This window comes from Pontibacter rugosus (assembly GCF_042678745.1).
GTDB classification, from domain to species: domain Bacteria; phylum Bacteroidota; class Bacteroidia; order Cytophagales; family Hymenobacteraceae; genus Pontibacter; species Pontibacter rugosus.
In genome coordinates this window covers 14,985-38,377 of sequence record NZ_JBHTLD010000016.1, presented here as the reverse complement: position 1 = coordinate 38,377, position 23,393 = coordinate 14,985, and the positions used below count along the sequence as shown (strand labels likewise).

Below are 23,393 nucleotides of genomic sequence, written 5' to 3'. Positions count from 1 at the left end.
AAATCCTGTTGATCTTTACATATCCTGTAAATCCTGATTCAGACATTTTGGCTGCATTTCCTCTAAATCTCACTTATAAAAATGACATAATTACAGTAAAACCACCTAAAAGTACCACTGGTGCGTAAGTTGATAATATAGTTATCGTAAGTAAAACCAAAGGAAAACAGACGAAGATATGAACTTCAATAACTATACGATTAAAGCGCAGGAGGCCATTCAGAAGGCTACTGAGATAGCAGGCGGCAACCAGCAGCAGGCTATCGAAACTGGGCATATTTTGAAAGCAATTCTCCAAACAGACGAGAACGTGACCAACTTTCTGTTGCAGAAGCTGAACATCAACGGCAACATTCTCAACAGCAAGTTAGATGAAATTGTAGCAGCCTATCCGAAAGTAACTGGAGGCGGCCCTTACCTGGCAAACGATGCCAATGCGGCGCTGCAGAAAGCTACTTCCAATCTTAAAGAATTTGGCGATGAATACGTAGCCATAGAGCACATGCTGCTGGGCCTCTTAGCTGGTCACGACAAAGTGGCTGGCCTGATGAAGGACGTAGGCTTCAACGAAAAAGACCTCAAGAAAGCAATTAAAGAGTTACGCGGTGGCACCAAAGTAACTGACCAGAACGCAGAGGCCAAGTATAACTCGCTGAAGCGTTACGCCAAAGACCTGAACGAATTGGCGCGTGCCGGTAAGATTGACCCGGTGATTGGCCGTGACGAAGAGATACGTCGTGTGCTGCAGATTTTGAGCCGCCGCACGAAGAACAACCCGGTACTTTTGGGTGAGCCTGGTGTGGGCAAAACCGCCATCGTGGAAGGCCTGGCACAGCGCATTGTGTCCGGAGATGTGCCCGAGAACCTGAAGTCGAAGACGCTGATGAGCCTGGATATGGGTCTGCTGGTGGCAGGTGCCAAGTATAAAGGTGAGTTTGAGGAGCGTCTAAAGGCGGTGATCAAGGAAGTGATTGATGCGGAAGGCGAGATCGTGCTCTTCATTGACGAGATACATACTTTGATTGGTGCCGGTGCCGGAGGCGAGAGTGCCATGGACGCAGCCAACCTGCTGAAGCCAGCCTTGGCGCGTGGTGAGCTGCATGCCATCGGTGCGACTACGCTGAAAGAATATCAGAAGTACATCGAGAAGGACAAAGCGCTGGAGCGTCGTTTTCAGGCAGTGATGGTAGACGAACCCAACGTGCCGGATGCTATTTCGATTCTGCGCGGTATCAAAGACAAGTATGAGCTGCACCACGGCGTGCGCATCAAAGACGATGCGATCATTGCCTCTGTGGAGCTGTCGAACCGCTACATCTCTGATCGCTTTTTGCCAGACAAGGCCATTGACCTGATGGACGAAGCGGCGGCGAAGCTGCGTATTGAGATCGACTCGCTGCCAGTGGAACTAGACGAAATTCAGCGCCGCATCATGCAACTGGAAATTGAGCGCGAGGCTATCCGCCGTGAAAACGACAGAGATAAAGAAGCTACGCTCTCTAAAGAAATAGCCGATTTGAGTGGCAAGCGCGATGATTTGAAAGCCAAGTGGCAGAACGAAAAGCAGATCATTGAAGGGCTACAGAAAGAGAAGGAAAATATTGAGCAGTTCAAGTTGGAAGCAGAGCAAGCCGAGCGTGCCGGTGACTATGGCCGCGTAGCAGAACTGCGCTACGGTAAAATTCAAGAAGCCGAAGCGAAGCTTAAGCAGCTGCAGGAGCAGGTACGCGAAATGCAGGGCGAGAACCCGATGCTGAAGGAAGAAGTGAACGCTGAGGACATTGCCGAGGTAGTAGCCAAATGGACAGGCATTCCGGTAAGTAAAATGCTGCAGAGCGACCGCGAAAAGCTGTTGCACCTGGAGCAGGAGTTGGGCAAACGCGTAGCCGGTCAGGAAGAAGCGATTGAAGCCATTTCTGATGCCGTGCGCCGAAGCCGTGCCGGTATGCAAGACCCAAGGCGTCCGATTGGCTCATTTATCTTCCTGGGTACAACCGGTGTGGGTAAAACAGAGCTTGCCAAAGCGCTTGCTGATTACCTCTTCAACGACGATAACGCCATGGTGCGCATCGACATGAGTGAGTATCAGGAACGCCATGCGGTAAGCAGATTAGTTGGTGCGCCTCCGGGATATGTGGGTTATGATGAAGGTGGCCAGTTGACAGAGGCTATCCGCCGCAAGCCATACTCTGTGGTGTTGCTCGACGAGATTGAGAAAGCGCACCCGGATGTATTCAACATCCTGCTACAGGTGCTCGACGATGGTCGTTTAACTGATAGCAAAGGCCGTGTGGTGAACTTCAAGAACACCATTATCATCATGACCTCGAACATTGGCTCGCATATCATCCAGAGCAATTTTGAGACGATGAACGAGTTTAACCATGACGAAGTGATCGAGCGTACCAAAGAGGAAGTGTTCGACCTGCTGAAGAAATCAGTTAGGCCGGAGTTCCTGAACCGTATCGATGAGTTGGTGATGTTCCGTCCGCTGAGCCGTGGCGACATCAGAAAGATTGTTACCATCCAGTTCAAGCAGATTCAGGATCGTTTGGAGGAGACAGGTATACAGCTGATCGCCACCGATGAGGTACTGGATTACCTGGGCGAGCAGGGCTACGATCCGCAGTTTGGTGCCCGGCCACTGAAGCGTGTGCTACAGCGCCAAATCCTGAACGAGCTTTCGAAGGACATCCTGGCTGGTAGGATCAGCAAAGACTCTGTGGTAGAAGCCACGCTGGAAGATGGTAAAATTCGCTTCGTGAACGTTGCTATTGAAATCCCTACAGGGGAATAAAGAGTATAAAGAATAAAGTTTAGTTGAGCAAAAGCTCCACCATTGGTGGGGCTTTTTGTTTTGTAGCCTTCCCGCAAGCTTTCAGCTCACGTAAGTATAAATTAAAGTTACGCAAGCTGAAAGCTTGCCCTATGTACAACCGCGAGCTACAAGCTCGCGGTAGAAACAAAAAAAGAGAACTATGAGCCGCAACTACAAAATCAGAGATCAGACGAAACTATACTTTGTTTCTTTTGCGGTGGTAAACTGGATTGACCTGTTTGTGCGACGGGAGTATAAGCAAGTTGTGGTAGAAAGCCTGAAGTACTGCATTAAGCATAAGGGCCTGGAAGTTTATGCCTGGTGCATCATGAGCAGCCATGTGCATTTACTTATAGGGAGCAACATAGAACTTATAGGGAGCAACATAGAACCGATAGAAGGCATACTTCGTGACATGAAACGGCACACAGCCAAAGTCATACTTAATATGCTAGAAGAACATAACCAGGAGAGCCGGAAAGAATGGCTGCTGTGGATGTTCCGCAGGGCAGGAAGCTCTAACCCAAGTACTGACATATATCAGTTCTGGCAGCATCACAACCATCCTATTGAGTTACATAACAACCTTATCATGCAGCAAAAGCTGGATTACCTACACCAAAACCCTGTAGAAGCGGGCTTCGTGGAGGAGCCTTGGGAGTATCTATACAGCAGCGCCAGAGACTACGCTGGAAACAAAGGCTTAATTGATATTATTTTGATTGAGTAACTCTCCCGCGAGCTTTCAGCTCGCGGCAGGTAACTTATTCATCCTGTACCCACGCCATCGCCTGTTCCTTCTCTGCCAAGTCAAAAAAGCGCACGCCTTTTTTCTTAACGGGGCTGATCAGGTTTGCGGCCCACTCCTGCCACTTCTTCTCTCCTACCATGGCCACGCGGCCGTAATCCAAGCCATGCACTACATCAAACATTCCGTTCTCTACGGCAGCCACAGCACTTACATCCGTCAGGTCAAGGTCAATCATTTCATAGTATAAACGCGCTTCTTTATACTTGCCCATCAGGTCGCGGAGCAGGTTGCGGTACTGGTCAAAGTCGGCGACACGAAGCTCTTTGCTTATCTGAACAGCCAGCAGGTTTTCTTTGGTTTCAGGCAGTATCCTAAGCATAATATGGTTGGTTAAGTTAAACAAACTGTACTCTTGAGGCCTCTACAAAGCAAAAAAACATGTTTTAGCAGCAGCTGGTATTTCTTGCCAGCCTGCTTTTCCTGAACGATAGCTGCACCATGTTCGTTTACCTTTAGCTGATGCATTTGCGACTAAAGAAATCTGTATCTTTAACTACTTTGCGCAGCTCACCTGTGTTTACTCTCTATCATGAAGCTATACTTGCCAATCATCACCCTGCTTATACTTTGTACTACTGTTGCTTTTACCTTTCATAAGCAGCAAAGTCATTATTCCATTGTTGGAAGCTGGAAACTGGTGGACATGCAGATTGGCAATGATGTAAACGCCAAAGCAGCAAGCGGCATCGATAGTACCCTGCACCAAAGCGCCATGCGTTTTGTGTTTGAGGAATCTGGGCAGTTCAGGATGGAGTTAAGCACAGATGGCAGGGGCTTCCGTGGCGGCTATTTTTACAACCCTACAGACCAAACGCTTAGCATTAAATACGGCTCTCATACAGATACAGCCCTGGTTTCGTGGGAAGGAGCAGATAAGATGATTCACGCCACAAAAGACGGCCAAACAAGAACAACTATGATCAGGGTGACGGAGTAAATCTGCCTTTCCATCCCCTACATAACTAAAAAGGGCCAGCTGTTATAGCTGGCCCTTTTTAGTTATGTATGAAAACTTATATTACCGGAACACTAAGTTTACTGGCTTGTGTACCTGTGCCTCATGCCCGGTAGCAGTCAGTTTACCTGTTGCGTTATCGATCATAAAAGTAGTGACGTTGTTAGAGCGCTCATTGGCTACCAGCAGCACCTTACCAGTAGGGTCTATGGTAAAATCACGGGGCCAGTCGCCGCCTGTGCTTGCGTGCTGCACGAATGTTAACTTACCTGTATTTTCATCCACAGAATACACTACAATGCTGTTATGCCCACGGTTAGAACCGTACACATACTTTCCGTCAGCTGACACTTTCACGGCAGCGGGCTGGTTGTTCCCAGAGAAGCCCTCCGGCAGTGTAGGCAACGACTGAATTTCTGTAAAAGTACCTTCCTCTCCATTATAAGCCAGGGCCACCATGGTAGAGTTTAACTCATGCAGCAAGTATGCATAGCTGCCGCTGGGGTGAAAAGCCAGGTGGCGGGGACCTGAACCAGCTTTGGAAGCAAAGGCCACAGCCGGGCTGTTTGGCACCAACGAGTTCTCATCAAGGCGATAGCCGAATACTCTATCAGCTCCTAAATCTACTGAGAATACAAACCTGTTTTCTGGTCCGGGAGAGATGAAATGGGCATGAGGAGCTTCCTGCCTTTCTGGGTTTGGACCAGTGCCGCTATGCTGCACCAACGAGGCGGCTTCGTTTATCTTCCCTTTTTCCTGCAATGGAAAAGAAGCCACATTGCCACCCATATAGTTTGCCACCAATACTGTGTTCCCATCTATAGCAATATGGCAGGGTGATCCTCCTCGGGATGAAACCCTGTTAAGTAGCGATATATCCCCCGTCTTCTGGTTAACTGAGAAAGCGCTAACAGCACCACCCTGTCGACCTTCAAACTCCTGCATCTCATTAACGGCATATAAGTAGTTTCCACTTGGATCAAGTGCAAGATATGAAGGACTTTCTCCTCCCTGAAAGCCGTTCGCCTTTTTCAATTCGCCCGTTTCGGTGTCGATGTGGTACAAAAAAATGCTGGAAGAATCTGCTGCTGCATAAGTGCCAATGTATACCATAGATGTAGTAGTGCTATCTGTTTCGTTTTCTGATAAGACTGTGTCAGCATCTGCCTGCTCAGTATCAGATGAGCTACAGGCAGTAAAAGCCATGGAAAATACGGCAAGGACTGTTGCAGCTGTTTTTAGAAAGCTGCTGCGGGTATGGTTGTGTTTACTTTTCATTCAATCTCTTGTTTAGTTGGATGCTGTCCCTCGCCCAGGCAGCGGCCATAGTTATATACCAAAGTAATTATTATCCTTATATTGGCCTACAAAATTTAAAATTACCTATCAGCCCTACTCTGCATCTTTTAAACATCAAACTATGATAAAGAAGCCATTACTCCTTCTGTTTTTCTGTCTGTTCTTGTTTGGCGCCCGTGCCGCCCAGGTTGATACTCTGGAAATAGCCAGCACAGCTATGGGCAAAACATTAAGAGCAGGTGTAGTAACACCAGATACTTATAAAAAGAAGAAAAACGGTCCATTTCCTGTTTTATACTTGTTGCACGGCTACAGCGGCAACTTTCGCGACTGGCTTACCAAAACACCTGACAAAAACTTGCTAGCTGAACTATCAGATAAATACCAGATGATTATTGTTACGCCTGAAGGTGGCTTTAGCGGCTGGTACCTGGATAGCCCAATTGCCCCTGCTAACCAATATGAAACTTTTATTACGCAAGAACTGGTACAACAGGTTGATAATTCGTACCGAACCATCAAGAATAAGAACAGCCGTTTTATTTCAGGTTTAAGTATGGGCGGGCATGGTGCTTTATATTTATCTGCTCGCCACCCGGAGCTATATCTGGCAGCAGGAAGTATGAGCGGCGCTGTAGACCTTTCAGCTATTGAAGGAGACATACTTACCACTGGCATTGAACCTTTACTCGGGCCTAAAGCACAAAACATGGACCGCTACAAGGCAAGCTCTATTGTGCACCTAGTGCCGCAGCTAAAAGCCAGCGGAGTGAAATTTATAATAGATTGTGGCGTGAGCGATTTTCTGATAGAAGCCAACCGTGAGTTGCATCGCCGCCTGCTTTACGAAAAAGTACCGCACGATTATGTGGAGCGACCAGGTGCTCATACCTGGCCTTACTGGGGCAATGCCTTAGAATATCACCTGGTTTTCTTCCAGAAAGCACGAGCAGAGGCACTGGCAGCAAACAAATAATTAAACTAGCAACAGCTCTATCTTTATACTTAAGAGACAGTCTTCAATACATTCTCACGCCTCCCTTAGTAGAGCCGAGACAGGTTTTCGTCGATTTTATGTCACAACACAGGGCAATCGGCTTCTACATCCAGCTCCCACGTTGCAACTGAGCCTGTTCCTGCTTAATTTGCATCTTTGCTTCTATCACCATACTTTAAGTAACGCTGTGTCATCTGTTTTCTCCACTTATATAGAATTAGGCTTTCATCACATCTTTGATTTTAAAGCCTACGACCATATGCTGTTCCTGCTGGCGCTAAGTGCCATTTATACGTTGCAGGACTGGAAAAAAGTAATTGCGCTTGTTACCAGCTTCACCATCGGCCATAGTATAACGTTGGCTTTGGCCACGTTTAAAATTATACAATTCGACACAGCCCTGATTGAGTTTCTTATACCTGTCACCATACTTTTCACCTGCATCACCAACTTTTTTAAGCTGAAGGGAGCAGCATCTAAGCAGGCGACTGTTCTATCGCTGCACAATTTGATGGCTATTTTCTTTGGCCTGATACATGGCATGGGCTTCTCTAATTTCCTGCGGCAGATGTTGGGCCGGAACGGAGATATGTGGCAGCAGTTGCTGGCCTTTAACATTGGCATCGAACTAGGTCAGCTACTAATTGTAGGCATCATCCTTGTAGCAGGTTTTGTAATTATGAATGTGCTCCAGGCAAAAAAAAGAGACTGGATTATGGTACTTTCCAGTGCCGCAGCTGGCGTAGCCTTGATTTTAATGATGGAAACAAGTATATTCTAGCAATCAATCTGTTACCTTTATATTACTACTATTACTACCATACACCGATAACCGATCTACCTTAACTAAATGAGAAATTTAATAGCAGGTTTGGCTTTGGTAAGCTTAGTGGCAGGCCCCTTGGCGGCGCTGGCACAGGATACTAAATTTGCCCAGCTGGGGCAGGAACTGCCAACTCCTAACACATATCGCACTGCATCGGGCGCACCCGGCCATCAGTACTGGCAACAGCGCGCTGATTATACTATAAAAGTAGAACTGGACGACCAGAACCAATCCATTACCGGCTCTGAATCTATCAACTACACCAATAACTCGCCAGATGTGCTGAGCTATGTATGGGTGCAGCTAGACCAGAATATATTTGAGCCTAACTCAATGAGCAACCTTACCAGCACAGCAAAGCTGCAGGAAAAGGTACAGCTACGTGCTGTGGAGTATATGGCACGCGAAAAGTTTGACGGCGGCTTTAAGATCAGCAAGGTAACAGACCGAAGTGGCAAACCGCTGAAGTATACCATCAACAATACCATGATGCGTGTAGACCTGCCTTCGCCGCTGAAACCGAATCAGAGCTTCAGCTTTAACATCGACTGGAAACACAACATCAACAATCAGAAAACGCTAGGTGGCCGCTCTGGCTACGAGTATTTCCCAGAGGATGGCAACTACCTGTACGAGATGGCACAGTGGTTTCCGCGCATGGCTGTGTATGACGATGTAAACGGCTGGCAGCACAAGCAGTTCCTGGGTAGTGGTGAATTTGCTTTGCCTTTTGGTGATTATAAAGTAAGCATTACCGTACCCTCCGATCACGTGGTTGCTGGTACGGGCGAGCTGCAGAATGCAAACCAGGTGCTATCTTCTACGCAACAGAAACGTTGGGCTCAGGCAGCCAAAAGCGATAAGCCGGTAGTGGTTGTAACGCAGGAAGAAGCGACACAGGCAGAAAAAAACAAAGCTAAGAATAAGAAGACCTGGGTATACTCGGCCAAAAATGTACGCGACTTTGCCTGGGCAAGCTCCCGTAAGTTTATCTGGGATGCTATGAACGTAAACGTGGGCGGCAAAAATGTGCTGGCTATGTCTTATTACCCGAAAGAAGCAAACCCGCTGTGGGGACAGTACTCTACCGAGGCAGTAGCACATACATTAGAAACATACTCTAAGCGCACCATCGACTACCCTTATCCTGTGGCAATTTCTGTACACGGTCCGGTAGGTGGTATGGAGTATCCGATGATCTCCTTTAACGGGTACCGTCCGGAGCCGGACGGCACGTATTCAGACCGTATCAAGTATGGGTTGATCTCTGTGATTATCCACGAGGTAGGCCACAACTTCTTCCCGATGATCATCAACTCAGATGAGCGCCAGTGGACCTGGATGGATGAAGGCCTGAACACCTTTATGCAGTACCTTTCGGAGCAGGAATGGGAACGAGGCTACCCGTCGCGCCGCGGTGAACCGCAGGATATAGTAGAGTACATGAAAAGTGCCAAAGACACGCAGGTGCCTATCATGACTAACTCTGAATCTGTATTGCAGTTCGGTAACAACGCCTACGGTAAGCCAGCTACTGCCCTCAATGTTCTACGTGAAACAGTAATGGGCCGGGAGCTATTTGATTATGCTTTCAAAGAATACGCCAGACGCTGGGCCTTTAAGCACCCGATGCCTGCTGACTTTTTTCGTACTATGGAAGATGCCTCAGGTGTAGACCTGGACTGGTTCTGGAGAGGCTGGTTCTATACTACCGACCATACCGACATTGCCATGTCAGATGTGAAGTGGTACACAGTTGACTCACAAGATCCGGCATTTGTAAACGCACAGCAACGCGAACAGCAAAACAAGGCTCCGCAAACACTGTCGCAGCAGCGAAATCTAAAGGAAATTAAAAAAACGCGCGTAGAGTTGAGACCAGAGCTAAAGGATTTCTACAACACGTATGATCCGTTGGCTACCACAGCTTCTGATGAGCAGGCCTATCGCCAATTCTTGAGTCAGCTTTCTCCTGAGCAAAAGGAGATTTTAAACTCCGGACTTAACTTCTATGAAGTTAGCTTCCAGAACAAAGGTGGCTTAGTTATGCCTTTGATCGTGCGCATGAGCTATGAAGATGGTTCTGAAGAAGTAGTTAACATCCCGGCAGAGATCTGGCGCTACAATAACAATGATATCACCAAGGTATTTGTTACGGAGAAGCCGGTGGTAAGCTTTGAGCTAGACCCATACCGCGAAACTGCTGACACTGACTTATCTGACAACTATTTCCCACGTCGTGCAGCGCCATCTCGGTTCGAGATTTTCCAGCAAAAGAACAACGGCCAAAACCCAATGCAACGTGAGCGTGCTACCAGCAGCCGCAGCACAGGCAACAGCAACGGGCAGTAGTCTTTTATACTTATCTTAAACGAGAAAGGCTTCTGGATTTCCAGAAGCCTTTCTCGTTTAAGATCATGCTGTTGCTTTGGCAGTGCAGTTAAAGTATAGTCCCGGCTACTTTGATAAAAGGATATTTCAGCTGTTACTGCTGTTGTACAAGTATAAGTTTTGTTGCTGAAATATTTCTCTTCCCCATGAGCAGGAGAGGAAGCCTGGCTGAGGCTTCGTCAGCCAGGCTAACTGACCTGATCCCAGTCTTCCCGTTGAGCGCCTTGTAGGTTTCCGGTGCCGCGCGAGCGGCAGCCGTTAGGCAGGAAAGATACACAGCACGATGCGGTTGTAAAGGGCCCCTACCCCCAAGACGAGCCCTCGCTTATATAGGGCCCCTACCCCAGCTGTGAGCGCTCCAAAGTATAAAGTGAAGCAATAGGCATTTGGGAGCTGGAGGATGAACAGAAGCTAGAAAGGGTAGCTTGGCTAAAGATGCGGTGAAAGAGACAGTGAAAGTATGGTCGAGGCTGTAGAGCTGTAAGCTATACCCATAATAGCTGCAAGCTAGCGCTAGCGGGAGTTATAGAAGAATAAACTACACTTAGCAGAGGCAGTCTGACGCGTAGTATAGTAAGTATAGCCGACGCTATTCAAGTATGGCTTTTCAAGCCAGTTGAGTTACAAACTCGCCACCATAGTTAGACACGAGTTGAAAACTCGCGCCAGCGGGATTAGCTGAAGCAGTCAGAAATATAAATTAAAAATCGCGCCAGGTGCATGTAGCAACAATCTATTAAATAGTCATTTATACTTATAAAAACCAAATATGCCCGCTGCATCTAGTACAGCGGGCATATTGGTTTTCAAAAGAAGCCTTAGAGCAGCTTATTAAAGTGCATCTACATAGCTACTGATGCACCAGCCCTACTCCTCACCATACTTATTGATGAACTTCCGCTTGGCTCTGTCGCCCTTCCTCACAAAAGGACGGATAATCAAGCGGGTGCCGTTCTCATAAGTAAAGAATTTGTAGACCCAGTTGCTTAGCACAACCAACTTGTTCCGGAAACCTACCAAGGCCATCACGTGCACAAACAGCCAGATAGCCCAGGCTATAAAGCCGCCGAAATGCATGTTCCCCGGAAGGTCGGCAACGGCACGGTTACGTCCAATAATGGCAAGCGAACCCTTGTCTTTATACTTAAAAGGCTCCAGTGGCTCTTGGCGGAACAAGCGTTTGATGTTTTTTGCCAGCAACTTACCCTGCTGTATCGCTGGCTGTGCTACACCTGGGTGCCCTTTCGGATATTCCGGTGTTTTCATAAAGGCTATATCGCCAATGGCAAAGATATTATCGTAGCCCAGCACCTGGTTGTAATCGTTTACAAGTATACGTCCGCGCTCTACCGATGTCTCTGGCAAACCATCAATTAGCGCCCCTGCCACTCCGGCAGCCCAGATAAGGGTATTCGTTTTAAGCTGCTCTCCATTTTTCAGTACGGCCACTTCTCCATCATAGGTATCAACCAGCGTATTCAGCCGCATCTCCACGCCCAGTTCCTTCAGGTAGTTAAAGGTTTTCTCACTGGCTTCTGGCGACATGGGCGGCAATACCCGATCTAAACCTTCTACCAGTACAATGTTCATCTGGCTAAAGTCCAGACCAGGATAATCTGTTGGTAACACATGCCTGCGCATTTCAGCAAGCGCGCCGGCAAGTTCTACTCCGGTTGGCCCTCCTCCTACAATCACAAAGTTCATCAGGCTCTTGCGCACCTCCGGGTCTTTAGACATGTTGGCCTGCTCAAAACATTGCAACATCTGGCTGCGCAGGTTTAAGGCCTCAGGTATCTGCTTTAGCGGGAAAGAGTATTTTCTGATCTGATCGTTCCCAAAGTAGTTTGGCTTGGTGCCTGTGGCAATTACGAGGTAATCATAGGGCAAATCTCCAATAAGCGTGGAGACAGTTTTAGCCTCTGGGTTTATATTCGTTACCTTAACCAGGCGGAAGTAGAAGTCTTCGTAATCATCGGAGCCGAACATTTTACGAAGCGGTTCTGCAATAGAATCCGGCTCCAGCCCGGCAGTAGCCACCTGGTAGAGCAGGGGCCAGAAGCCATGGTAGTTTTGTTTATCAAACATCACCACCTGGAAGTCTTTACCTGAAAGTTTTTTGGCAAGATTTATACCGCCAAAGCCACCTCCAACTATTATTACACGAGGTTTAGTGGTTTCAGGTATATTAAGGGAGAGCTGATCTGGTTCTAACATAGTTTATGATCTGTTTTGGAGTCTGTAGGTAGTATTAAGAAGCTACATTTAGCTTCTTGGCATAGTAGTATACGCACAATGCTACATTGGCAAATAACGCATGGTAATCTTGTTAGTTACCAAAACCGCCTCTTGATATTTTATACAGGCACAAATCATACTTCTGCTGTCGCAACTATAACCATAACGGCGATAAAACCTATACCTGAAAGGATGGTTAGTTTCCGCTCTGCTGCTTAAAATCTCCGTTCATGAGCGACTTCAGCAATCCTGGGATAGCCATCATGTTAATCTGAGACGGGTACATGTAGCGCTGTTGCTGCTGCTGTATCTGTTGTTGCTGCCAGAACCTGTAGTTCTGCACATCAGACATTGGCGTAATCTTGGCCAGTTCTTCTAACCTGCGCGGGTCCAGGTTTTTTGTGATAATGGCATTCCCTTTATCCGGTAGCCTAACATTGGCAACGGCCTCTTTGAAATCACGTTCTGTTGGCCACGGGAACACATCTACCGTGGGTAGTTCGGTTGGGTCTTCCTGCATCTGCATGATCACAGAATAACTCTCGCTTTCGTAGGTTTTGGGAATAATGATGTACTGCGTTTTAAAGCCTAATGCGCTGAAGAGAACACTATCGCCTGCAAGCACTGGCATCGAGAAGTAGCCATACTGGTTGGTATAAGTACCTCGGTTAGTTTTAGGCACATAAACGCCTGCTCCGGTTACGCCATACAAACTATCGCCGGTGGCCACAAAGCCTGAAAGCTGCACTACCCGCTGCTTACTTTGCGCCTGCGCCTGCTCAGGCATTGTCAGCACCAGCACGGCCAATAGCGGCAGCAATAACCATTTATATGTTTTAAGGGAAAGGATATTAGAAGGTATGGCAGCAAAAGTCATATGATACAATTATACTTAATTATTCTTTTATAATAGCAGCTTTTGCCTAATTTTGTTCAGACCGCGCCACTATCCAACTACCACCACAGCCGTATGAAACTGAAACACTTTAGCCTGGCCTTCGGGCAACAGGTGCTAAAGGCACTTGCCGATGAGTCCCGGCTCCGCATTCTCCACCTGATCCTGCAGCACAAAGAAATGTGTACGTCCGATCTGGAGCAGGTACTGGACTTTACACAGACCAAAACATCACGCCACCTGTCTTACCTCCGTAATGCCGGTCTGGTGTCAACGCGCAAAATCGATCAGTGGGTATATTACTCTATTAAAGACGAAGCCGCTGATTTTGTTATACAGATTTTCAGCTACATGGAGCGCGACGCCAGGCTACAGAAAGACAAAGAAGTATACGATATTTTATTCTCGAACAGGGAGCTAGCTGCAAATAAACAGCAAAACCGCCACTGGACGGCCACCTAATATTACTTCCGGTATATAACTGAATTCTGCCGCTTTTAGTATCCTGCCTTACAGAGCCTTACCCCGCTATGGCAAAACATCTGTGCATCTGGCGCGTTGTACTCTTACTTATACCTGACTATAGCTCATGAAGACATACACCCACATCCTGTTCGACCTGGACCATACCCTCTGGGACTTTGAAAAAAACTCAGAGGAGACACTTTATACTTTATACGAACAGTTTGAGCTGAACAAGCACGGCAAATTTGACTGTGATTCGTTTTACAACAAGTATAAATTTGTTAATGTTCGCCTCTGGGACCTTTATAATAAAGGCAAGATCACACAAAAAGAACTGCGTGAAGACCGGTTTGTAAAAACGCTGACAGGTTTAGGCCTGGAGCCACACGAGCTGCCGCAGGGCATTTCCGAAGCTTATACTGACATGTGCCCCACTAAAACGGCAGTCTTTCCTTTTACCTATGAGGTGCTGGATTACCTGCAACCAAAGTATGGGCTGCACATTGTAACGAATGGCTTTAAAGAGGTGCAGCATATCAAGATGAGTTCGTCTAAGCTGCACAATTATTTCAAAGAAATCATTACCTCCGAATGCTGTGGCTATAAAAAGCCAGATCGGAGGATGTTTGAGCATCTTTTAGACAAACTAGAGGTAAAACCTGAGCATTGCCTGATGATTGGCGACAACTACGAATGCGATGTAGAAGGAGCTCGTGCAGCAGGTATAGATCAAGTATACTTTAACCCCGCCCAGGTAAAAGGCCGCAAACGCCCGAAACCTACGTATGAAATCAGCTGCCTTAGCGAGCTCAAAGCTATCCTGTAAGTATAAGCACTGAAAACAACAAGTATAGAAAAGGGCGAGACCAGCTGGTCTCGCCCTTTTCTATACTTGTCTTACTATCAAGCGGATTTAGTCCTTCACGTCTCCGGCGGTTTCCAGTGTTCTGAACTCTCCTTGCAGCGCTTTGATTTTGGCTTTAGAGGTTAGGTCCAGCTTATCTTCAACGGTGTTCTTTTTGTAGTCTAATTTATCCAGCACCGCCTTTGCCTGGTTCCAATCTGCATCATTCCAATTGCTGTGTTGTGCCCGCACATTCTCAAGCAGCGTAATATATGCTGCTCTTATGTTAGTAGCTGTAAGCGTGCTAATATCACTGTAAGATCCCAATAGCTTCTTTTGCCACTGCATAGCTACATCTTCCTGCGCCATTTTTGCAGTTACTTCTGTTGATTTAGCTAAGGTATAGTTGGTAGCTTCGGCAGCAAAGGAAAAGGCTAAGGCGCCAGCCAACATTAATTTTGTGTATGTTTTATACTTCTTTGTCATTTCAATTTAATCTTTAAACGCTCGCCATTCTTTTGGCCAGAGCGGAAGGAGTATACGTGGGAGCAGCCTATTAAGGTTACAATCTGGTTTACTATTTAAACTGAAGGAAAGGCTTAAAAGGGAGCAATGGGGTTACTTTTGAGATTTCCTTACATCTTTGGCAATGCAGATGATGCCTTTAAATTGTTTAACCATAGATTTACTATTCTATCCCCTTCTATGGAAACCAGACCTTACCTCAGCCATGCCACAAAATCAAATAATAAGCCTTACCTTTGCTAAAGAGCCTCTTATAGAGGCTCCGTAGTACGAAAACCTAAGTCTAAATCTGAAACTATAAAAAAGATGGCAACCGGATTTTTTAGAGTACCAACCCCTGTTAATGAGCCTGTAAAATCTTACGCCCCGGGTTCACCTGAGCGTGAGGAACTACAGCGTACCTATAAAGAGCTGAAGTCGCAGCAACTGGATGTACCGATGTACATTGGCGGCGACAAAGTTTATACTGACAACAAGCAGCCAATGCTGCAACCGCACGACCACCAGCACATCCTGGGCCATTTTAACTATGGCGATGCGTCACACGTGGAACAAGCTATAAACGCGGCGCTGGCTGCGCACGAGGCTTGGGCCAACATGAGCTGGGAGCACCGTGCCAGCATCTTCCTTAAAGCTGCTGAACTTTTGGCTGGCCCTTGGAGAGCAAGATTGAACGCCGCCACCATGCTAGGCCAGTCTAAAAACGCTTATCAGGCCGAGATCGATTCTGCCTGTGAACTGGTAGACTTCCTGCGCTTTAACGTGCAGTACATGACGGAGATTTACCAGATGCAGCCGGAGTCTTCTCCAGGTGTGTGGAACCGCATGGAGCACCGCCCGCTGGAAGGATTCGTGTTTGCACTTACTCCGTTCAACTTTACGGCTATTGCCGGTAACCTGCCTGCCTCTGCCGCTATGATGGGTAACGTGGTTGTATGGAAACCAGCCAACACACAAGTATATGCAGCACATATGATCATGGAGCTGTTCCGTGAAGCTGGTCTGCCTGACGGCGTAATCAACCTAGTGTATGTAGACGGTCCTGAAGCTGGCGATGTCATCTTCAATCATCCTGACTTTGCTGGTATTCACTTTACCGGTAGCACAGGCGTTTTCCAAAACATCTGGAAAACGATCGGTACCAACATTCACAAGTATAAAACATACCCACGCATTGTAGGCGAAACAGGCGGCAAAGACTTTATACTTGCCCACAAGTCTGCTGATGCTAAAGCGCTTGCTACGGCCATTACCCGCGGTGCATTTGAGTATCAGGGCCAGAAATGCTCTGCTGCTTCTCGTGCTTACATCCCAAGCAACCTTTGGGAAGAAGTAAAAGGATACGTACAGGAAGACCTGAAGACCTTTAAAATGGGCGCTCCTGAGGATTTCTCGAACTTTATCAACGCGGTAATCGACGAGAAGTCTTTCGACAAGATTGCCAAGTATATTGATGACGCCAAAAACAGCAACGAAGTAGAAGTTATCGCTGGAGGCAACTACGACAAGTCTAAAGGTTACTTTATCGAGCCAACTGTGCTGCTGTCGCACAACCCGACATATGTTACGCTTTGCGAAGAGATATTCGGGCCGGTTATTTCTATCTACGTGTATGATGAGAATAACTTTGAAGACACGCTAGAATTGGTAAACAGCACTTCTCCTTACGCCCTGACAGGAGCTATCCTGAGTCAGGACCGTTATATAATCGAGCATGCCATGAAGAAGCTGAGTAACGCTGCCGGTAACTTCTACATCAACGACAAGCCTACGGGTGCCGTGGTTGGTCAGCAGCCGTTTGGTGGCGCGCGTGCCTCTGGCACAAACGACAAGGCCGGTTCTATGCTGAACTTGCTGCGTTGGGTTTCTGCACGCTCCATCAAAGAGACGTTCGTGCCGCCGGTAGATTACCGCTACCCATTCCTGGGCGAGAATAAATAAGTTATACTTTGTAAAGAATAGCTGTAACAAAGGCCACGTTCTAAAAAGGACGTGGCCTTTTGTATTAATAGAGTCTATACAAAATTGTTATTTAGAATATTTAAAAATAAGCTAAATATACGTTCAAAGCCAATTAAGACCATATTTAAGAGGTGCGTTATACTTTTGATTGTTGATGATTTATACCTAATTTTGCTCTCTAATTTAAGAAAGCACGAAAGAGTTATGGAATCAGCTGTACACCAGTACATACCATCGGACTACTTACCAATCCTAATACAGTTTGCCGCAGCGCTTGGCTTTGTGATTTTTGCGCTTACGCTTACGCACCTGCTTGGTCCTAAAAGAGACAGTGAGGTAAAAGGTGCTGCCTGGGAAAGCGGAATCGAATCTGTGGGTGATGCACGTACCCCAATCTCCTACAAGTATTTCATGACAGCCATTCTATTTGTGCTGTTTGATGTCGAGATCATCTTCATGTACCCTTGGGCGGTAAACTTTAAGGCTTTTGGCTTAGATGGCTTTTTACAGATGCTCGTGTTTTTGTCTCTGCTCATGGCAGGATTCTTCTACGTGATCAAAAAAGGCATTCTAGATTGGGAATAAGGCATTAAACTTTTACAAGCGCATTAGTGTTGCATTTACAGGCAGCACACTGCCAGCATGTAAAAACAAACTATCCTTAAAATGAGCGATTCAAATAACGATATAAAGTTAGTAGACGCACCAGATGGTATATCAGGTGCAGGTTTCTTTGCCACTTCATTTGAGAAAGTGATAGGTTTGGCCCGTAAGCATTCGCTTTGGCCTTTGCCTTTTGCCACATCATGCTGCGGTATCGAGTACATGGCTACCATGGGGTCCAACTACGATATTTCACGCTTCGGTTCAGAGCGCCCTAGCTTCTCTCCTCGTCAGGCTGATATTCTGATGGTGATGGGCACGATTGCCAAGAAAATGGGGCCGGTTGTGAAGCAGGTGTATGAGCAGATGGCAGAGCCGCGCTGGGTAATCGCTGTTGGTGCTTGTGCCTCTTCGGGTGGTATATTTGACACGTACTCCGTGTTGCAGGGTATTGACCGTGTCGTACCGGTAGATGTCTACGTACCTGGCTGCCCTCCCCGCCCTGAGCAAATTCTGGATGGCTTGATGCGTGTGCAGGACCTGGCAGAAAACGAATCACTGCGCCGCCGTAACTCTCCGGAGTACCAGGCACTTTTGGCTTCTTATAATATTAAATAAGCAGAATGGAGCTTACGAACGAAAACGTACTCGGCAAAATCATCAGTAAGTTTGGTGAAGATAATATCTGGGACGCTTTTAGCCCGGATGGTATCATGACCATCACAACAAACCGCGCATCCATCATTGACCTGATCCAGTACCTGCGCGATGATAAAGAACTGGATATTAGCTTTCTGACGACCATGTGCGGCATCCATTTTCCTGATTTGAAAGACAAGGAAATTTGTGTGATGTACCAGTTGCATAGTCTGCGCCATAACTACCGTATTCGAATCAAGGTGTTTATGCCTGCTGATGATGCGGTGATGCCAACGCTGACTAATATTTATGCTGCCTCTAACTGGATGGAGCGTGAGACTTTCGACTTCTACGGCATCAAGTTTACAGGCCACCCAAACCTGACCCGTATCCTCAACATTGAGGAAATGGAGTATCACCCGATGCTGAAACAGTACCCGCTGGAGGACCAGACAAGGGAAGACAAGATAGATACCTTTTTCGGACGTTAAGCCAGTTTGGCTGCTGGCACTTATATGGTGCACAGCAAACAATCTAAGATACTAACCATGGCTACTGAACATAAAACAGCTGAACTCACCGAGCTAGAGCAATTCCGCAAAGACAACGGACTGGCCCTGCATGAGGAACGCCCTCTTACAACGCTGAACCTGGGGCCTACGCACCCGGCGACGCACGGTATTTTCCAGAACATCCTGCAAATGGACGGTGAGAAGATCATGGACGCTGTGCCAACGATCGGCTACATTCACCGTGCCTTTGAGAAAATAGCAGAACGCAGGCCGTTCTACCAGATCACCCCGCTTACTGACCGCATGAACTACTGCTCATCCCCTATCAATAACATGGGATATCACATGACGGTAGAAAAGCTCTTAGGAATTACAGTTCCGAAGCGCGCGCAGTATATCCGTGTGATCATGATGGAACTGGCCCGTATCTCTGACCACCTGATCTGTAACTCCATCCTGGGTGTGGACTCCGGTGCCTTTACAGGCTTCCTGTACGTGATGCAGGAGCGCGAGCACATCTACGATATTTACGAAGAAGTATGCGGTGCCCGCTTAACAACAAACATGGGCCGCATAGGTGGTATGGAGCGTGACCTTTCACCGAAGGCCCTGCACCTTATTGACGAGTTCCTGAAGCGCTTCCCGAAAGTATGGGCGGAGTTTGAGAAAATGATGACGCGCAACCGCATCTTCATGGACAGAACAACTGGTGTGGGTGCTATATCAGCAGAGCGTGCCTTGAACTATGGCTTTACCGGCCCTAACCTGCGTGCCGCTGGTGTTGATTATGACGTGCGCGTGATGAACCCGTACTCATCTTACGAAGACTTTGAGTTTGAAATTCCAGTAGGGTCTAACGGTGATACGTATGACCGCTTCCTGGTTCGCAACGAAGAAGTATGGCAAAGCTTAAAAATCATTGAGCAAGCGTACAAGAACCTGCCAGAGGGTTCTTTCCACGCAGATGCGCCTCATTATTACCTGCCTCCAAAGCAGGAGGTGTACACAAGTATGGAAGCCTTGATCTATCACTTTAAAATTGTGATGGGTGAGACAGACGCTCCGGTAGGCGAAGTATACCACAGTGTGGAAGGCGGCAACGGTGAATTAGGTTTTTACCTGATCAGCGATGGCGGCAGAACTCCTTACCGCTTGCACTTCCGCAGACCTTGCTTTATCTACTACCAAGCTTATACAGAGATGATCAAGGGCGGTCAGTTAGCTGATGCCATCCTGACGCTGAGTAGCCTGAACGTAATTGCTGGCGAGCTAGACGCTTAACTATTAATCATATACCATTCAACATTGATCAACACTAAATGATCAGTGGCAATTGAAAAGATGGCAGAGACACTAAACGAAGTAAAGTTTTCTGACGCGGCAATGGCCGAGATACAGCGCTACATCAGCCACTATCCTGAAGGTCGTCAGAAATCTGCGCTATTACCTATACTACATGTTGCGCAAGCTGAATTTGGAGGTTGGGTAAGCCCCGAGGTGATGGACAAAGTCGCTGAGATTCTCAACATACAGCCGATTGAAGTATACGAGGTAGCAACCTTCTACACGATGTTCAACCTGAAGCCGGTTGGAAAGCACGTGTTGGAAGTATGCCGTACCGGCCCTTGCTGCCTTCGTGGTGCTGATCAGATGATAGATATGCTAAAGCAGAAGCTGAACATAGAAGAAGGTGAGACAACTGCCGACGGTATGTTTACGCTGAAGCCGGTAGAGTGCCTTGCCTCCTGCGGATCAGGGCCAATGCTACAGGTGCGTGAAGTATTCTATGAGAACATAGACAGTGAGGCTCGTGTGGATGAGTTTTTAGCCATGATGCGCCAAAAGGAGCACGAGACGCCAACCTGGGCAAATTAAACTACTAGAACATTGTGACAAGAGACTATTTGACAAAAGACACCATACTTACAGTATCTCTTTTGTACTTCGTCATAAAGTCTTTAGTCAGATAACAATAAAGTATAACCAGGCAAGCTGCCAGTAAAGCAACTTCCTACCTATATATCCTGCTAAAATGGGACTGAAAATATTAACTGAACATATAAACGTACCCGGCATTGAAACGCTGGAAGTATATCGTAAGCACGGCGGCTACAAATCTGTAGAGAAAGCCCTGAAAACGATGTCTCCGGAAGAGGTGGTGGAAGAGGTAAAGACATCTGGCCTGCGTGGCCGTGGTGGAGCCGGTTTCCCAACGGGTATGAAGTGGAGCTTTTTGGCTAAGCCGGAAGGTGTTCCGCGTTACCTGGTATGTAATGCGGACGAATCTGAGCCAGGCACTTTCAAGGACCGCTGGTTCATGGAGAAAAACCCCCATGCATTGGTTGAAGGTATGATTACCTCCAGCTACGCACTGGGAGCAAACACATCTTATATTTATATCCGTGGCGAGTTGTTGTTTGTGCTGCGCATCCTGGAGAAAGCTATCGCTGAGGCGTATGCTGCCGGTTTGTTAGGCAAAAACATACTTGGCTCTGGCTATGATCTGGACCTGCACGTGGCTCCAGGTGGTGGTGCGTATATCTGCGGTGAAGAAACAGCACTGCTGGAGTCTTTGGAAGGTAAGCGTGGGAACCCGCGTAACAAGCCTCCATTCCCGGCGGTGAAAGGTCTGTTCCAAAGCCCAACGGTAGTAAATAACGTGGAGACTATCTGCGCTGTGCCTTGGATCGTGAATAACACAGGTGCGGAGTATGCAAAAATCGGCATCGGCAGAAGCACAGGTACTAAACTGATTTCTGCCAGCGGCAACATCAACAAACCAGGCGTTTATGAAATAGAGCTGGGTGTGCCTGTTGAGGAGTTTATTTACTCTGAAGAGTACTGTGGTGGCATCTGGAAAGGAAAGCAGTTAAAAGCAGTAGTGCCAGGTGGTTCTTCTGTTCCGATTCTTCCTGCTGAACTGATCCTGAAAACAGCTACCGGTGAGCAACGCCTGATGAGCTACGAGTCTTTATCAGACGGTGGTTTTGTAAGCGGCTCTATGCTGGGCTCCGGTGCTTTCATTGTGTTTGATGAAGACCAATGTATTGTGCGTAACACGTGGAACTATGCCCGCTTCTATCACCATGAATCATGTGGCCAGTGTAGCCCATGCCGTGAAGGTACAGGCTGGATGGAAAAAGTGCTGCACCGCATTGAGTACGGTCACGGACATCCACAGGACATCGATCTGCTGGTAAGTGTTGCGAAACAAATTGAAGGTAATACTATCTGCCCGCTGGGAGATGCAGCCGCTTGGCCGGTAGCAGCCGCTATTCGTCACTTCCGTGACGAATTCGAGTGGCATATCAAGTATCCAAAAGAGGCAACAGCCCCTGGCGCAGTATACAGAGGTCAATTAGACGCAGTAACAGCTTAGATTTAGACACAAGTATCAAGACGTAAGACACAAGATTTTTGGGAGTGACGAGCATTTGTTTTGATATAGAAGTACAGGAATCATACAACTCATTGTCTGTCATTTTGAAAAACTTGGATAAAGGGAGTTAAAGCCGTTGCGGCTCGCTCACAAGGTTCTTACAGAATGGTAAAATGAAGTATAAACAAGTATAGCTTAAATTGTTTGTTGCTCAGCTTCTGACGAACAACGAATAATGAACAACGATATATAAAATGGCTAAAGTAACGATTGACGGCATCGAGATAGAGGTAGAAGATGGAACTACCATTCTCCAGGCTGCAAGAAAAATTGGAGGTGACATTGTCCCTCCCGCCATGTGTTATTATACGCCGCTGAAAGGTAGCGGTGGCAAGTGCCGTGTATGCCTGGTTAAGGTAACGCAAGGTTCTGCCAAAGATACACGTCCTATGCCAAAGCTGGTTGCTTCATGCATCACGCAGGTTCAAGACGGCATGGTAGTGGAAAACACCACCAACGAAGAAGTATTAAATGCCCGCAAAGGCATTGTAGAAATGCTGCTGATCAACCACCCACTGGATTGCCCAATTTGCGACCAGGCTGGTGAGTGTAGCTTACAGGACCTTTCCTACGAGCATGGAGTGAGCGCTACACGCTTTGAGGAAGAACGTCGTTCTTTTAACAAAGTAGATCTGGGTCCATATATTCAGTTGCACATGACGCGCTGTATACTGTGCTACCGTTGTGTTTACACAGCAGATCAGATTACGCCGGAGCGTGTGCATGGTGTTTTAGGCCGTGGTGATGCCGCTGAGATCGGAACGTATATAGAGAACGTAGTAGATAACGACTTCTCTGGAAATGTGATCGATGTTTGCCCGGTAGGTGCTTTGACAGATAAGACCTGGCGCTTTAAGAACCGTGTGTGGTTCACAAAGCCCATGGATGCACACCGCGACTGCCCTACCTGCTCTGGAAAAGTAACGCTTTGGGCACGTGGCGAAGAAGTTCTACGCGTAACGGCTCGCAAAGACCAGTACAACGAGGTAGAAGAATTTATCTGTAACACGTGCCGCTTCGATACAAAAGAAATGAAAGACTGGACCATTGAAGGTCCACGCCACATCGATAGCCAGTCTGTTATATCAGCAAATCATTATGAATTGCCGGTTATCAATGTGCCTATTGTACCGAACTTACCAACATCTACTAAGAAAAACCTGCCACAGCACTAATT

21 protein-coding genes are annotated in these 23,393 nt (G+C 47.2%); 16 read left to right on the top strand and 5 right to left on the bottom strand.

Features of this window, described 5'->3' with window-relative positions:
• Positions 1-178 precede the first annotated feature (178 nt).
• Together clpB and ACFQ2O_RS03440 are read left to right on the top strand one after the other, a co-directional pair.
• Positions 179-2,797, top strand: coding sequence for an ATP-dependent chaperone ClpB (gene clpB / locus ACFQ2O_RS03445; RefSeq protein WP_377522960.1), 2,619 nt, complete (start codon positions 179-181; stop codon positions 2,795-2,797).
• 181 nt (positions 2,798-2,978) lie between these two features.
• Complete coding sequence (locus ACFQ2O_RS03440) at positions 2,979-3,548, top strand: transposase (protein WP_377522958.1); 570 nt, start codon at positions 2,979-2,981, stop codon at positions 3,546-3,548.
• A gap of 34 nt (positions 3,549-3,582) precedes the next feature.
• On the opposite strand, the gene ACFQ2O_RS03435 is transcribed toward ACFQ2O_RS03440, so the two are convergent.
• Positions 3,583-3,948 (bottom strand): SpoIIAA family protein, encoded by a 366-nt coding sequence (locus ACFQ2O_RS03435; protein WP_377522955.1) that lies wholly within the window; start codon positions 3,946-3,948, stop codon positions 3,583-3,585.
• Positions 3,949-4,158: 210 nt separating this feature from the next.
• On the opposite strand from ACFQ2O_RS03435, the gene ACFQ2O_RS03430 reads away from it, so the two are divergent.
• Positions 4,159-4,566, top strand: a complete 408-nt coding sequence (locus ACFQ2O_RS03430; RefSeq protein ID WP_377522952.1) for a hypothetical protein — start codon at positions 4,159-4,161, stop codon at positions 4,564-4,566.
• 81 nt (positions 4,567-4,647) lie between these two features.
• On the opposite strand, the gene ACFQ2O_RS03425 is transcribed toward ACFQ2O_RS03430, so the two are convergent.
• Positions 4,648-5,862 (bottom strand): lactonase family protein, encoded by a 1,215-nt coding sequence (locus tag ACFQ2O_RS03425; protein ID WP_377522950.1) that lies wholly within the window; start codon positions 5,860-5,862, stop codon positions 4,648-4,650.
• A gap of 142 nt (positions 5,863-6,004) precedes the next feature.
• On the opposite strand from ACFQ2O_RS03425, the gene ACFQ2O_RS03420 reads away from it, so the two are divergent.
• From ACFQ2O_RS03420 to ACFQ2O_RS03410, 3 genes are all read left to right on the top strand, one after another.
• Positions 6,005-6,859, top strand: coding sequence for an alpha/beta hydrolase (locus ACFQ2O_RS03420; RefSeq protein WP_377522947.1), 855 nt, complete (start codon positions 6,005-6,007; stop codon positions 6,857-6,859).
• A gap of 208 nt (positions 6,860-7,067) precedes the next feature.
• On the top strand, positions 7,068-7,661 hold the full coding sequence (locus tag ACFQ2O_RS03415; protein ID WP_377522944.1) for a HupE/UreJ family protein: 594 nt from the start codon (positions 7,068-7,070) through the stop codon (positions 7,659-7,661).
• 69 nt (positions 7,662-7,730) lie between these two features.
• A complete protein-coding gene (locus ACFQ2O_RS03410) occupies positions 7,731-10,058 on the top strand; it encodes a M1 family metallopeptidase (protein ID WP_377522941.1) in 2,328 nt (775 codons plus the stop codon).
• Positions 10,059-10,964: 906 nt separating this feature from the next.
• Here ACFQ2O_RS03410 and ACFQ2O_RS03405 read toward each other — a convergent pair.
• Positions 10,965-12,311 carry an NAD(P)/FAD-dependent oxidoreductase gene (locus tag ACFQ2O_RS03405; RefSeq protein WP_377522938.1) on the bottom strand — a complete coding sequence of 449 codons (1,347 nt, stop codon included), beginning with the start codon at positions 12,309-12,311 and terminating at the stop codon, positions 10,965-10,967.
• A 217-nt stretch (positions 12,312-12,528) separates the two neighbouring features.
• Positions 12,529-13,209, bottom strand: coding sequence for a carboxypeptidase-like regulatory domain-containing protein (locus tag ACFQ2O_RS03400; RefSeq protein WP_377522936.1), 681 nt, complete (start codon positions 13,207-13,209; stop codon positions 12,529-12,531).
• A 93-nt stretch (positions 13,210-13,302) separates the two neighbouring features.
• Between ACFQ2O_RS03400 and ACFQ2O_RS03395 the strand changes: the two genes are divergently transcribed.
• A complete protein-coding gene (locus tag ACFQ2O_RS03395; protein WP_377522933.1) occupies positions 13,303-13,689 on the top strand; it encodes an ArsR/SmtB family transcription factor in 387 nt (128 codons plus the stop codon).
• Between the two features lie 127 nt (positions 13,690-13,816).
• The gene (locus ACFQ2O_RS03390) at positions 13,817-14,518 is read left to right on the top strand and encodes a YjjG family noncanonical pyrimidine nucleotidase (protein WP_377522930.1); all 702 of its coding nucleotides are present in this window, start codon (positions 13,817-13,819) and stop codon (positions 14,516-14,518) included.
• Between the two features lie 87 nt (positions 14,519-14,605).
• On the opposite strand, the gene ACFQ2O_RS03385 is transcribed toward ACFQ2O_RS03390, so the two are convergent.
• The gene (locus ACFQ2O_RS03385) at positions 14,606-15,022 is read right to left on the bottom strand and encodes a hypothetical protein (protein ID WP_377522927.1); all 417 of its coding nucleotides are present in this window, start codon (positions 15,020-15,022) and stop codon (positions 14,606-14,608) included.
• A gap of 345 nt (positions 15,023-15,367) precedes the next feature.
• Here ACFQ2O_RS03385 and pruA point away from each other — a divergent pair, with 345 nt between their 5' ends.
• The 8 genes from pruA (at position 15,368) to ACFQ2O_RS03345 (ending at position 23,391) form a co-directional block, all read left to right on the top strand.
• On the top strand, positions 15,368-17,002 hold the full coding sequence (gene pruA / locus ACFQ2O_RS03380) for an L-glutamate gamma-semialdehyde dehydrogenase (protein ID WP_377522924.1): 1,635 nt from the start codon (positions 15,368-15,370) through the stop codon (positions 17,000-17,002).
• 225 nt (positions 17,003-17,227) lie between these two features.
• Entirely contained in the window at positions 17,228-17,608 is a 381-nt protein-coding gene (locus tag ACFQ2O_RS03375; protein WP_377522921.1) for an NADH-quinone oxidoreductase subunit A, read from the top strand.
• Positions 17,609-17,689: 81 nt separating this feature from the next.
• A complete protein-coding gene (locus tag ACFQ2O_RS03370; RefSeq protein WP_068837211.1) occupies positions 17,690-18,244 on the top strand; it encodes an NADH-quinone oxidoreductase subunit B in 555 nt (184 codons plus the stop codon).
• Positions 18,245-18,249: 5 nt separating this feature from the next.
• Entirely contained in the window at positions 18,250-18,756 is a 507-nt protein-coding gene (locus ACFQ2O_RS03365; protein ID WP_377522918.1) for an NADH-quinone oxidoreductase subunit C, read from the top strand.
• Positions 18,757-18,813: 57 nt separating this feature from the next.
• Positions 18,814-20,058 (top strand): NADH dehydrogenase (quinone) subunit D, encoded by a 1,245-nt coding sequence (gene nuoD / locus ACFQ2O_RS03360; protein WP_377522915.1) that lies wholly within the window; start codon positions 18,814-18,816, stop codon positions 20,056-20,058.
• Between the two features lie 60 nt (positions 20,059-20,118).
• Entirely contained in the window at positions 20,119-20,652 is a 534-nt protein-coding gene (locus ACFQ2O_RS03355) for an NADH-quinone oxidoreductase subunit NuoE family protein (protein WP_377522913.1), read from the top strand.
• Between the two features lie 157 nt (positions 20,653-20,809).
• Positions 20,810-22,156: an NADH-quinone oxidoreductase subunit NuoF gene (gene nuoF, locus ACFQ2O_RS03350; RefSeq protein WP_377522912.1), complete on the top strand. Its 1,347-nt coding sequence runs from the start codon at positions 20,810-20,812 to the stop codon at positions 22,154-22,156.
• 254 nt (positions 22,157-22,410) lie between these two features.
• Positions 22,411-23,391, top strand: a complete 981-nt coding sequence (locus tag ACFQ2O_RS03345; protein ID WP_377522909.1) for a 2Fe-2S iron-sulfur cluster-binding protein — start codon at positions 22,411-22,413, stop codon at positions 23,389-23,391.
• The last annotated feature ends 2 nt before the right edge of the window (positions 23,392-23,393 follow it).